The sequence below is a fragment of the Flavobacterium sp. Sd200 genome, from assembly GCF_009826935.1.
GTDB lineage: Bacteria > Bacteroidota > Bacteroidia > Flavobacteriales > Flavobacteriaceae > Flavobacterium.
This window is the reverse complement of the sequence record NZ_WUMN01000002.1, coordinates 336361-349032: the sequence shown is the minus strand read 5'-3', so window position 1 is coordinate 349032 and position 12672 is coordinate 336361. Positions and strand designations below refer to the sequence as shown.

The following is a 12672-nucleotide window of genomic DNA, read 5'->3' as shown; positions in this document are numbered from 1 at the left end:
GAGGTTGTTATCAATATACTTAAAACTGTTTGTGATAAATGTCGATTTAGTACCTTAGTAAATCTAAATCTGAGTATATGACATTCTGTTCGCTGACAATACTGTATCTTCTATCAAGAACTTTTGTTAAGCAGGATTTAGTCAGCTTGCAAAATCCATATTTGCTTTCAAAATTTAGTACAATAACTATAAAGCCAAAAAAAACTCAATATTCGATCTATGAACAAATTTTACGATATAAGTGAAAATGAGAATTTGCCAAATGAGAGCCTACAATTAAGAAATTTGGGGGCGCAACGAATATTCGCAATTACAGGAGGTCGCAGAGGCAGTGATTATTGGGGAACAAGAAATACCGAAAGTCAATATCATTATACCGCAACCGTTCCGGAAGATTACGACAATCTGTTTGTTGAGAAACTGAATAACTGGAAGCCTATTTATAACTTAGGTGACGTTGCTGAACATCATTATCGGAGCTTTGTCAATTTGCAGCCGAATGGTGGAACTGAGTTCCTCAAGCATATGAAATATGTAATACTTCCCAAATTAAAGAATAGAAAAAACTATGAAGATCGTGCTAGTCTTTTTGAAGACTGGTTAAATGAAAAAAATCCTATAAAAGTGAGTACTGACCTTAAACATGAAGTAAACTATAATACCATTAACATGGGAGCCGTTAACGCACCAATCCAGTTCCAGCAAAGTTCGCATAATTCTACTCAGACTCAACATAATCATTATAAAAACGATGATGTTAAAGCTGCCTTCGATCTGCTATCTAAAGATATTCAAAAAGTCAATGAGCAAATTAGGAATGATTTTGCAATGGAAATGGATTACGCAGTTACGCAACTTGAACGTAACAGGGATATTAAACCACAATTAATGAATATCGGCTCGCTTATGAAAGATGTAGGGCTGGGCACTTTTACAAATCTGCTAGCCGCCCCTATATTTGAGGTAGTAAAACCCTTTTTAGGGCTTCAATAATTTTACCCTCCGCAAAGTGAACCAAAGAGAACAAGATTTAAAAACAATAGCCCAAGAATTGGCCGTTTGGGAAGTGAATATAAAAAACCTGAATGCTGTCAACCTCCAAGATATAAACATTATCTCGGAGCAGGTAATTTGTGAGTTGCTAAATTTGGTATTTGGCTACGAGTTAAAAAATGTAAATGCTGACCAAAATAACTAGCCATCCATCGACTTGGCAGACAGACACAACCGCATTGCATTTCAGGTTACGTCCTCCGGCACTTCAAAGAAAATCAAAGATACCGTAGCCAGTTTCATAAAGCATGGATTATATGAGCACTATGACCAATTATTCATACTTGTTTTAGGTAAAAAGCAGCAACGTTACCCAGTAGTAACTTCCAATCAGGTTGGTTTCAATGCGGCGCAACATATCCTTGACTTTAAAGATTTATTTAAGCAGATCAGCTTTATGCCATCGGCCAAGTTAAAACAATTGGCCCGTCTGATAGATACAAAGATAAAAGTAGAGAAACAACAACGCCAAAATGCTGCAACGACCTTAAAGAGAAGCTTGGCGATCAAAAAGAAAATTCAGAAAGAACTGGTTAAAAAAGACTTGGCTGGTTTGTATGACCGCTTATACTATGAGCCTGACCTGAAATTTATATATGGACGACTTATGGTACGTTCGGCGGACGACAGATTGTACCCTGATGTGGATAGGGATAAGCCGATGTGGTACCGCATGGAACTATGGGATTTTTACGACTACGGCTTAGAATTTATCAATAACGGTTGCAAAATAATTTTTGACAAAGAGTATAATTGGGACTATTTGGAGGAAGATGATCCAAGGATAAGTAATCCGGATTATCGCTACAATCATTTTCACGGCTTTGCCCGTATATCTTATGATGATATGGTGGAGTATGACCCAGAAACAGATGGATATTATGGCTACTCAAGTTTGTTTTGTCACTTCAGACACAACGATAGACCTATAATTGAGGTCAGTTATGGAACAATGGGTGATTATAGCAAGCGACATCTGCCCTTCAGGTTTGAAGTATCAAAATATAAGAAACTGCCATAAATGTATCAATCCAGGACAGAGTACTGTAATTCATCAGTAACTTCAGATTCCGGAGAAATACTTCCTTCTTTTTTCTGAATCATATTACCATCAACAAATAATCTCAATGTATAATTTACAGGTCCACTGCTGACATTGTAGAATTTTACCTTTTTATATGCCAAAAACTTTTCATCGATAAATTCTGTCCGAAACCAATGAATGGTTTGACCTGCAATTTTCTCGGATATCAGCTCGCCAGCCGCATTTTTATATTGCACTTCAGCAATAATTGGCTCATCAATATTAATCCGGTATTGAATAGCTACGTTATCGACATTGATTCCATCATCTTCACAATTGCTGCATGAGGTAATTAGGGTTACGAATAATGCTAAAAATAGACTAACAGACGTGGATTTCATGATAGATAGTTTTTCAATCGAATTTCAAAAATCTAAACCTATAGAGAAGTAAGATTAACATTTCTATAACATTTTGAGTTTTTTGTATACCTAATCAACGCATCCTTGATTCAGTAACTAAATTGTAGAAATATCGCATAGCATTGATAAACCTTTCAAGAAAAGGTTCGAATTCTGTACTGTCAGGTGCACAAAAGCCTCTTCGAAAGAAGGGGCTTTTTTTATTTTCCCTTAAATGTTACCAATAAGTTATAAAATGTAAAAAAAGCATTACGGTTTGCAATACAGGTTTTATATTGCGGGTATAATTGCATTACTACCTTTCAATATACTTTTATTATGACTTTTGATCCCCGCAAAAAGTACGACCGCCCCGTTATAAAACTGTACCAGCCCGACGACACTTTTAAAAAATTACCTTTGCCTGCACCATCCAGAAGCTATCCGTATCATTTAGATGCTGAGAGCATTACTAACGTTCCGTATGAAAAATTCAGTTTTCATATGGTAGGCGATACAGGAGGCATCCGCTATCCTGAAGGTCAGCAAAAAGTGGCGCGTCAAATGTATCTTCAAACGCTGGACAGCAAAGGCGAATCGCCTGTTTTTTTATATCATTTGGGTGATGTTGTGTATCATTTTGGCGAGGCTGAACAGTATGAAAGGCAGTTTTTTAAACCATACAGGGAGTATCCCGGGCCAATTTTTGCCATAGCAGGCAACCACGATAGCGATATTAATTATGACAATCCCATTCCGTACAAAAGCCTCGATGCTTTTGCAGCGGTATTTTGCGACACTGAAAGCAGAGATATTCCTTTTATAACCAATAAGCAGCGTAAAAGTATGGTGCAGCCCAATGTGTACTGGACGCTGCAAACACCACTCGCCAATATAATTGGTTTGCACAGCAATGTGCCAAAGTACGGATACATAGATAGCGACCAGCGCAAATGGTTTATAGAAGAGCTAAAGTTGGCCGCTGCCCAACGCTCTGATAAAGCCATAATTGTTTGTGTGCACCATGCACCATATACTGCCGATGTTAACCACGGTTCAAGCCTTTATATGATCGACTTTTTAGAAAATGCATTTAACGAAAGCGGTGTGCGTCCTGATATTATTTTTAGTGGGCACGTGCATAACTATCAGCGCTTCCATAAAACATATAACGATGGTAAAATACTCCCGTTTGTGGTGTGCGGAGCAGGCGGTTTTGATGAGTTGCACGATCTTGTGGCTGTTGGAGACAAAAACTACAGTACCGATAATAGTCTACTGGATAATGTGCATTTAGAGAACCATTGTATAATGAAGCACGGTTTTTTAAAACTGACATTAGAGCGCAAGCCTGAAGGTATTGCCCTTTCGGGAGAATATTATGCGTTGGGTGCCGCTACAGAAAATAATCCGGAGGCTGAGCTTATGGACAGTTTTGAGTATTTGGTGTAGTGTTACTATTTAACAGTTTTGCCTATAAGGTGTTGCGTTTAATTTTTTTAACTTTAGTTGCCGGAATTCAAAACTATTTTGGATATGCTTTGGAAACAAAAAACATTACAACAGGAACTGCTCGACAACAGGCGCAAAACCATTAGTGAAAGCGCGCTCATAGATGAAGTTAGAGCTATTTTACTCGCCGATGAGCTGGAACGTAATGATATTGTTAACCGTATTGGAAATGCGAACCCGACTGCCGAAAACCAATTTAATTTTGACCTGCTGGAAACCGAGAGGATTTTCCACATTGAGCAGATTAAAAATATTTGTATAGACTATCGCCTGCGTTTTTTAGCGAGTCATTTGTATAAAAGCAGTATTCCGGCTGAGGCAGTGTCTAAAATAAAGGCTCTCGAAAAATCCCATGAAACCACACTTTCAGGTTTTATGATAATGGCACCGTCTAAGCAGTTTCATTTGGAAAGCTATGACGACCCTTTACTTTTTGCGCCCATAGGAAACAACTATTTTTATTTGATACATAAGTGGGGTAACGACCTTGGTAGGTTTCGAAAACTGACGGTAAGGCCACTGCGTGATTTTGGCTCATTGCTGCTGTTTATTGCATTAGTAAGCCTGATTTGTACGTTTGCAATTACGGAATTGTTTTTTGAGGGTACACAAACCGATGTTTTTATGCTTATTGCATTCCTGTTTACCTTTAAATCGTTTTGTGGTATTGCATTATATTACTGCTTTTGGAAAGGTAAGAACTTTAATTCTTCTATTTGGGATAGCCCTTATTACAACAGGTAGTCTTTGTTGACAAAGAATATGTAACGGTCTTAAAATAAAAATCCCCTGCATGTGGTGCTACAGAGGATAAGAACTAATTGTTGGTGGTTTTTGACGTTTTAAAAATACCTTTGTAGGTGGTATTACAGGGGTGCAAATTATGGCAAATAGCCGTGCCTGTCAATACCCATTTATGGGTATTTTTAATACAAAAACTGCCTTATTTAAAAGCTAAACTGCAATGTTGTGTAAAACGTTCTTGGGTCAGACGGGATTATGCCCGGCCCCGGATAACCTGTTGCCCTGCGCGTAAAATAATAGTTATTGGTAAAGTTATTTATACCGGCTTCAAGCTTAAACATGCGCCACTTATAAGAGGCCGAAACATCTGCCACATTATAAGACGGTATTTTACCAAATACACCCGTAGCCTGTCCTATATCGTTAGGGTTTACAGTAGTGTTGTTGCTGTCTGTAAACTGAGATGATAAGTAGGTAAACTGCACACTTACCAAAAAGTTTTTGTAACCTGCCGTTGTACCAGTTTTAAGATTATATAGCGGTACAAACTCTACTTCATTACCTTTTACATTAGGTTGTCCGCTCTTTAAATACTCTGATTTTGTAATGGCATTGTTTACAAAAATATTCCATTTAAGCGATTCGTTTTGCTTAAACCATGTTTTTGCAATATTCCAGTCGGCCATCACTTCCCATCCATATGTAATGGCGGTACCAATATTGGTACGGTAGCGTGCCAGCTCCGATTCACTTTGTGTCTCACCAATTTTATCACGATACATCAGGGCATAAATGCTGGTATCATAGGAAAAACGTTCATCGATCCTGCCGCGAAGTCCGGCATCAAAGGTATAGCCCTTTTCGTCGGTAATGTTTGGGTCTATAATAAGCCCCGGGCTTGCAGTACGAATATCGTTAAAGGTAACCGACCTGTAGTTTTGCGATATATTGCCATACACTGCTATACCATTATTGAGTTTGTAGCTAAGTCCAAGGCCAAGTAGTATAAAGTTGCGGCTTTTTACCACATCTTCATTCTCTAATTGATCCAATATAACGTTACCTGCATTATCGCGGTTTATCCTGCGCCAGTAGCCTTCAGCCTGTGTCCGGATACTCTCGAACCTAAAACCGGGTGTAACAGTAAACCTCTGCGACAGCTTAAACATATTTTCCCCAAAAAAAGAAACATTCAGGTTAGGGTAGGTGTAGTCAGACTGGCTTGGATATAAAGGAAAGGCATCGTTAGCAGGGTTAAAATCGGCTCCCAGGCCAGCGCTGCCTGCCCCTTGCATGGCTTTATTGCGTGCCTGGTAGTATTTTGCACCAAGCAGCAAAGCACTCGTTTGATTTTTAAGCGTGTATTTTTGAAGATAACGCGCCTCGGCACCCCAGTTAACAAACTTGCCCACAATAAGGTCGCGTCCTCCTTCGCCTGTGTCGGGGTTATTGGCACGGTTAGAAAGGTAACCCACAGTGTTTCGGCTGGCATCAAGGCCAAAAAGCTGTAACGAAAAATCGGCACTTTCGGTAAACTTGTGTTTCAGCCTCAGCGCAAATAAATTCCAGTTTACATCGAACCAGTTGCGTGGGCGGTTGCTCTGAAAAATATCGCTGTTAAACATAGCATCGGTAAGGCCACCGGGTTGTTTTGCCAAGTAATCGAATAATGTGTAATCAAAATGCAGCGACGTTTTATCGGTAAATTGATAGTTGAGGTTTATAAAAAAGTTCCTGCTGCTAAAAGCCGAATTGGGTCTGAATCCATCACCCTGTTTATAGTTGAAATAGGTATAGTAACTAAACTTTTTATTAGTACCGCTAAGCGATGTAAAATTGGTAAACAAACCATAAGAACCTGCGGTTGTACGTGTAATAACCTCTATTGGTTTAGTTGAGGGTGTATGTAGTTTAAAGTTTATCAGCCCGCCAAACTGAGTGCCGTATTGTAACGATGCCGCGCCACGAATAATCTGTATCTCTTCAAGGGCTTCGGCAGGGGTGGTGTAGTAGCTTTCAGGGTAGCCCAAAACATCGGCACTAATATCGTAGCCGTTTTGGCGTGTATTAAAGTTAGACGTACGGTTTGGATTTAGGCCGCGTCCGCCAATGCTTAGCTGCAACCCTCCATCAGAATTTTCGTTTATAGTAAGCCCTACCACCTGAGCAAATATCTGGCGTGCGTTGTTTGCCGCCTTGTTTGCTGTAAGCTTATCTACAGCAATAACTTCGGTTTTTTTGCCTGCATAAATTGCGGTTTCTTCTATGTCTTTAAGATGGCCTAAAGCAAAGAGCTTTTCTTTTTCTTTCTGGATAATAACTTCATTCAGCTCTGTAACCTGTTGTAATATAACAGTACTGTTTTCAGCGGGTTTAATAGCCTGTTCGTGCAGGGTGTAGCCGTCTTTATGAAATACCAATTGGTTTTCTCCCTGTACAGCGTTTACTGTAAATGTTCCGTCATTACCAGTGGTGAAAGCTGAACCTGTAGTGCGGTTGGTTACCTTTACACCGGACAGTTTTTCTCCCTGCGGGTTTGTAACAGTTCCGCTTAGGATGGTTTGCGCTGCAACATTTGCCGATAATAAAAACAGCAGGCAGCTAAAAACCTTTAATAGTATCGTTAAACGGAAGTATCCAGGTTTTGTGGGAGAATGAATCATCTTGTTTGGCAAGGTTTACGTTGGGGTCTATATAAGGAACGCTAAGACGTCCGTTAAGGGTTACATAGCTGCTTACTTTTACAACAGGGTGGTGCATGCCCAGTGTTTTGTAATGCTGGTGTAAAAAATGAGCATACTGTACTATAAAATCGGGTTGAAAAGACATTTGCTTTTCCTGAAAAGGCGTTAAAAAATCAGAGTTGTTAACAGTAAGTCCTTTGCCCGTAGCTGGGTCGGTAACAGTAAATTCGGTATAGCCTGCTTTTTCCATCAACATTACACGCCACGAAAACCTAAAGCCTTCTTCAGTCCAGAAGAGTTCCTGTGGGTAGAACAAGTACCTGAAAGGGAAAAGCAGCTGAAAGGCAACAAACGTTGCCAAAAAAGCCAGTTTAAGGTTGTTGGCAGGCGTGTTAGGTTCTGTCTTTATTTTTACTTCTGTTTGCGGATTAAAAGGCAATTTTAAAATATGGGTTATAAACTGCAATACTTTTTTGTGGAAACCGCTGTCAAAAAACAATAGTGAGCTTACTATCATTACATAAGGGAAAATGCCTATAGGGAACAGTATTCGTGTAAGCACATGGAAAATAACAACCATTGCAAAGCCCAGTAAGCGTGTGCGGCGGTTGAGCAGCAGGAAAACAATCACGAGGTCGTAAATAGCGCCGGCATAGCTAAATATGTAGGCGGTTATGGGTTTTACCAGTAGCGGGCCTATAAGCGGCAGATCGCTGTTGGCGGGCAGCCATATTTTTAAGGGCATCGCATGAATAAGCCAGTCAGAGTTTAGTTTTGCCAGCCCGGCATAAAAATATACAACGGCAAGCAGCAGTTTTAAAATATCGGTAGTCCAGCGCGGAATTTTGTCAAAATACCGGCTCGGGTTTTTATAGGCATCTACAGAAAAGCAGGCATTGGCAGGTAAAAAAATAAGGATAAAGCTTATTACCGATATAAAGTAGTAGTGGTTAAGGTAAGTGGTCTTGTCGAGCAGTTCTATGTAGGTAAATGTTACAAAAAAGGTAACGATTGCCAACCTGTATTTATACCCCACAGCTACCATTAAGGCCGATAATCCGCAAAGAATAAAAGCGATGTAGGTATATATTCCATAAGGTTTTACCCACCCAAAACCATAATAGGTAAAATGAAAAACAGGTTTGATATAAAACTTATCTATCCAGCCATAAGAGGCAAAACGCACTACACTCAAAAACATCATAATACCAAACGCCAGCCTGAAAAACGCCAGCGTTGCAGCATCTGTATAGGAGCTAAAATATGCCTGTATTTTTTGGTGCATTATTAATCGCCGTCGCCGTCTACATAGTCAATGGTAATGCTCAGCGCGCTAAGCATGCTCGATTTTGTGTACACTACAATTTTTTGTAGTTCATTATAAGCCGATACAGCCTGTGCATTATTTGTAGTTATTTGTGTAGAAAGGCTGTTGTTTAAACCGTTAATTGCGGTTAAAGTAGTAGCATACTGGTTGTTTATAGTAGTGCTTAGCGGTGTACTGCCACCTGCATTTACAGCATCAAGATAGCCTTTAAGGCTTGGTCCTGTTTGCGCATTACCAAAGTTTTTGCCGTTAAAAAAATCCTGAGATGCTTTTAGTGCATCGATAAGCAACTCTTTGCTAACGTCGTTTTTGTAATATGCCTCCACGCTTGCAGGGTGGGTAGTACCGTTGCTAAACAACCCGGCAGGAACCCCCAGCTTAGGAAAACGCACATCTTTTTCAAGGTTTTTTACAAAGTTATTTGTGGTAACATTAACCGATGCGCTTATAGATGACCCGTTGCTGCTAATGTAGGTTTCACGATAGGTGCCGTTCCAGTCGGCAACAATGGCGTCGGCAACGGTTTTAAGCCTTGTGGCAACCGCTGTTAAATATTGTTTATAGCTATTAGAGTTAGCATTTGTGGTATAAAAAGCAACAATGTCGGCATCGCTTCCGGCAAGCCCATTTATTAGAAAATCTAATGCAGGAAAACCCTGCCTGCTATATTGTATAGGTTGGTTAAGATTGTAGTTTCCGGACGCTATATTGTTGTTTATTCCTGTTGCATCTGTAGGGAAAATGTTGGTCGATTCTATAAGATAAAGCTCTGATGCCTTGCCCACATCATGTATACCTACATATTGGTATGCTTTGTATGCCTCAAGCCACGCCTGTCTTAATGCAGCCAGGGCTGTAATGGTTGGTTGGTTGGTAAATACTTCTGTTTGAGTCTTTAAGCTGGTAGTCTTTGCCTGATAGTTTGTAAAGGCTGGTATAATGATATTGTCTGCCCAATGGATTAGCAGGGCGGTCTTGTCATATCTTTGGGTACCGGTGCTGTCATTGTTATCGCCAGATGAGCATCCTGCCGCAAAGGCAACAGAAATTATAGCAAGTAATATTTTTTTCATGCGGAATATTTTGACAAATGTATAAACAAAATCGTCTTATCTAAATTAATTCTAAATAATTTTCGTTTTAGATTAAATTTTTTAATAATTAAGGTTGTGTGTGAAGTAAAAGTTTATACATTTGTCTTGTTTTTAATAAATCTAAATAAGAATTCAACCAACAGTTTACAATGAAGAAAATTACGCTTACTCTTTCTGTACTGGCTGCTATAGGTCTTACCGTGGCAGCATGCAGCGACGACGATACTAATAATGCACCATCGGCAAAGGCACAGGCAATATCAACCTATGCCGATATTGTTTACCAAAACTATAAAGATGCTTATGATGATGCTGTAGAACTTGAAGCAGCGATTAACGATTTTACTGCTGCACCTACGGCTGCAAAATTTGATATTGCTAAAACCAAGTGGAAAGAAGCAAGGGAAAGCTACGGACCATCTGAAGCTTTCAGGTTTGCAAACGGCCCTATTGATGCCGAAGACGGCCCGGAAGGCTTGCTAAACTCGTGGCCACTTGACGAGGCTTATATTGACTATGTGGTAGACCCGACGACCAATTTGGTGGTTAATGGCGGTATTATAAACGACCTGACTGAATATCCAAATATTACTAAACAGGTTTTAGTGGAACTTAATGGTGCTGAGACTGAAGAAAGTGTTAGCGTTGGCTACCATGCTATAGAGTTTTTACTTTGGGGTCAGGATTTAACCGATCCGGCAGATAACAAACCGGGTCAGCGCACTTTTGAAGACTTTGTTGATAACGGAACTACCGCCAGCAACGAGGGTAGAAGAAGGCAGTACCTGAACATTTGTGCCGATTTACTTACTGATCACCTTGATCTTATGGTACAAACATGGAAACCGGGTGGTGAATACAGAAGTACTTTCCTTGCACTTAACGAGAACGAAGCTCTTGCAAACATTTTGTTAGGTATCATTACCCTTTCAGATTCTGAACTTCCAACAGAGCGTATGAGTGTTGCATTGCGCAACCAAAGCCAAGAAGACGAGCATTCTTGCTTTAGCGACAATACACACCGCGATATTATATTAAACCTTCAGGGTGTAATAAACGTTTATCAGGGCAAATATGGCAACATTGATGGTGCTTCTATAGAAGACCTTGTGGCCGCAGCAAACCCGCAAATAGCAGCTGCTATAACTACAGCTATAAATAATGCAAAAACAAAAGTAGCAGCTATACCTGTTCCGTTTGATAAGGCTATATCTGGTGGAGAAGCTTCTGCCGATGGTGCAAAAGTTGCCGCTGCCTCTTCAGATATCAGGGCATTATCGCAACAGCTTCTTGCCGGAGCCGGTGCCATAGGTGTTACTGTAAACGGTATTGATTAGTTTTTTTTTGAGTAGTTTTTAAATTTTACAGAGTGCCGTTTTTTGCGGCACTCTTTTTACGTTTTTAAGCATTATGATAAAAAATGCATTGGCCTGCCTTGTGATGTTGTGCTTTATGGTTACAGGCTGCAGTAAAGATGAAGAAGATTATGTGCCGCTTACGGCAGAGGAGGGAGAGCAGTATTCCGGAGGTTCATCTACGGTAATTAATGCCACACAGGAAGCTTTTGGCTTTGCATCGGCCACACTTTCTGAAAACGACAGGATCGATTTCGGGGTGGGCAATTCGCTCTTCAGGCAAAGTTGGGTGTCGGCACCCTCCAGCACCACCGCGCGCGATGGGCTTGGACCCTTCTATAATGCTGTATCATGTTCCAACTGCCACTTTAAAGACGGTCGTGGCCGTCCGCCTGCATTTGACGGTGAGCTGGGCAAAGGGCTCCTGCTGCGCCTCAGCCTACCCGGAACTGATGATACAGGTGCCTCTATAGGCGACCCAATATACGGACATCAGCTACAGGACAACGCCATAAACGGCCCTATAATTAAAGGGCGCATAGGTATTACTTACCAAACCATTACCGAAACTTTTGACGATGGCACGGTTGTACAATTACAAAAACCCATTTACCGCATCGATAATTTAGGTTATGGATCACTGGCTGCCGGGCTCCAAATATCGCCACGCATTGCCAGCCAAATGGTAGGGCTTGGCCTGCTCGAGGCTGTGCCCCAGGCTACACTTTTAGCTTTTGCCGATGAACACGACAGCAATGGCGATGGCATATCCGGCCGTGCAAACTATGTGTTTGATATAGAAAGCAACAGCCACAAAATGGGACGCTTGGGCTGGAAGGCCAATCAACCGAGTGTAAAGCAGCAGGTGGCAGCAGCATTTTCCGGAGATATGGGCATTACATCGTCTCTTTTTCCTAACGAAAACTGTCCTCCCGGTGTAGACTGCAATGCAATACCCAATGGTGGCAGCCCCGAAATTGTAGATGCTAACTTTAACAGCGTAGTGCTTTACAGCCAAACACTATCAGTGCCCATAAGGCGAAAATATAATGAGCAAAACGTACTAAGGGGAAAACAACTTTTTACCCAAATGAACTGTGTGGCATGCCACATACCTAAAATGCAAACGGGCAACGAACATGCTATTGCAGGTATGCGCAACCAAACCATTCGCCCTTACACTGATTTGCTTCTGCACGATATGGGCAGCGAACTGGCAGATAACACTCCTGATTTTCTGGCCACAGGCAGCGAGTGGCGCACGCCACCACTATGGGGCATTGGGCTCATACAAACCGTTAATGGGCATACCAGTTTATTACACGATGGGCGCGCGCGCAATGTTACTGAAGCCATACTGTGGCATGGTGGCGAAGCAGAGCAGGCAAAGCTAAAGTTTAAAAAGCTCACTGCCCAGGAACGCGAAGACCTGCTGGCGTTTATAAATTCGTTGTAAAATTTATCTTGATCCCTGCTTT

9 protein-coding genes and 1 pseudogene are annotated in these 12672 nt (G+C 40.9%); 6 read left to right on the top strand and 4 right to left on the bottom strand.

The features are described from left to right. The first annotated feature begins 219 nt into the window (after window positions 1-219). Together GR160_RS07630 and GR160_RS07620 are read left to right on the top strand one after the other, a co-directional pair. The gene (locus tag GR160_RS07630; protein ID WP_160749271.1) at window positions 220-993 is read left to right on the top strand and encodes a hypothetical protein; all 774 of its coding nucleotides are present in this window, start codon (window positions 220-222) and stop codon (window positions 991-993) included. A gap of 16 nt (window positions 994-1009) precedes the next feature. Next, window positions 1010-2074, top strand: a pseudogene (locus GR160_RS07620) (SMEK domain-containing protein). Between the two features lie 5 nt (window positions 2075-2079). Here GR160_RS07620 and GR160_RS07615 read toward each other — a convergent pair. Beyond that, the gene (locus tag GR160_RS07615) at window positions 2080-2478 is read right to left on the bottom strand and encodes a hypothetical protein (RefSeq protein ID WP_160749268.1); all 399 of its coding nucleotides are present in this window, start codon (window positions 2476-2478) and stop codon (window positions 2080-2082) included. A gap of 339 nt (window positions 2479-2817) precedes the next feature. Here GR160_RS07615 and GR160_RS07610 point away from each other — a divergent pair, with 339 nt between their 5' ends. Together GR160_RS07610 and GR160_RS07605 are read left to right on the top strand one after the other, a co-directional pair. Continuing rightward, window positions 2818-3930 (top strand): metallophosphoesterase, encoded by a 1113-nt coding sequence (locus tag GR160_RS07610; protein WP_160749267.1) that lies wholly within the window; start codon window positions 2818-2820, stop codon window positions 3928-3930. Window positions 3931-4014: 84 nt separating this feature from the next. Continuing rightward, on the top strand, window positions 4015-4734 hold the full coding sequence (locus tag GR160_RS07605) for a hypothetical protein (protein WP_160749266.1): 720 nt from the start codon (window positions 4015-4017) through the stop codon (window positions 4732-4734). Between the two features lie 203 nt (window positions 4735-4937). Here the strand turns inward: GR160_RS07605 and GR160_RS07600 are convergent, their stop codons facing one another. The 3 genes from GR160_RS07600 to GR160_RS07590 are packed head-to-tail and all read right to left on the bottom strand — an operon-like array spanning window position 4938 to window position 9818. Beyond that, on the bottom strand, window positions 4938-7397 hold the full coding sequence (locus GR160_RS07600) for a TonB-dependent receptor (protein WP_160749265.1): 2460 nt from the start codon (window positions 7395-7397) through the stop codon (window positions 4938-4940). Beyond that, a complete protein-coding gene (locus tag GR160_RS07595) occupies window positions 7336-8703 on the bottom strand; it encodes an HTTM domain-containing protein (RefSeq protein WP_160749264.1) in 1368 nt (455 codons plus the stop codon). Before GR160_RS07595 ends, GR160_RS07600 begins: the two co-directional genes overlap by 62 nt. A 2-nt stretch (window positions 8704-8705) precedes the next feature. After that, window positions 8706-9818, bottom strand: a complete 1113-nt coding sequence (locus GR160_RS07590; protein ID WP_160749263.1) for an imelysin family protein — start codon at window positions 9816-9818, stop codon at window positions 8706-8708. A gap of 170 nt (window positions 9819-9988) precedes the next feature. Between GR160_RS07590 and GR160_RS07585 the strand changes: the two genes are divergently transcribed. Continuing rightward, complete coding sequence (locus GR160_RS07585) at window positions 9989-11176, top strand: imelysin family protein (RefSeq protein WP_160749262.1); 1188 nt, start codon at window positions 9989-9991, stop codon at window positions 11174-11176. A 73-nt stretch (window positions 11177-11249) separates the two neighbouring features. Next, the gene (locus tag GR160_RS07580) at window positions 11250-12650 is read left to right on the top strand and encodes a di-heme oxidoredictase family protein (protein ID WP_160749261.1); all 1401 of its coding nucleotides are present in this window, start codon (window positions 11250-11252) and stop codon (window positions 12648-12650) included. Window positions 12651-12672: the final 22 nt, after the last annotated feature.

Excerpts from the sequence above, each read along its gene's own strand:
- GR160_RS07630 (WP_160749271.1), top strand. The coding sequence starts at position 220 with ATGAACAAATTTTACGATATAAGTGAAAATGAGAATTTGCCAAATGAG.
- GR160_RS07615 (WP_160749268.1), bottom strand. The coding sequence starts at position 2,478 with ATGAAATCCACGTCTGTTAGTCTATTTTTAGCATTATTCGTAACCCTA.
- GR160_RS07610 (WP_160749267.1), top strand. The coding sequence starts at position 2,818 with ATGACTTTTGATCCCCGCAAAAAGTACGACCGCCCCGTTATAAAACTG.
- GR160_RS07605 (WP_160749266.1), top strand. The coding sequence starts at position 4,015 with ATGCTTTGGAAACAAAAAACATTACAACAGGAACTGCTCGACAACAGG.
- GR160_RS07600 (WP_160749265.1), bottom strand. The coding sequence starts at position 7,397 with ATGATTCATTCTCCCACAAAACCTGGATACTTCCGTTTAACGATACTA.
- GR160_RS07595 (WP_160749264.1), bottom strand. The coding sequence starts at position 8,703 with ATGCACCAAAAAATACAGGCATATTTTAGCTCCTATACAGATGCTGCA.
- GR160_RS07590 (WP_160749263.1), bottom strand. The coding sequence starts at position 9,818 with ATGAAAAAAATATTACTTGCTATAATTTCTGTTGCCTTTGCGGCAGGA.
- GR160_RS07585 (WP_160749262.1), top strand. The coding sequence starts at position 9,989 with ATGAAGAAAATTACGCTTACTCTTTCTGTACTGGCTGCTATAGGTCTT.
- GR160_RS07580 (WP_160749261.1), top strand. The coding sequence starts at position 11,250 with ATGATAAAAAATGCATTGGCCTGCCTTGTGATGTTGTGCTTTATGGTT.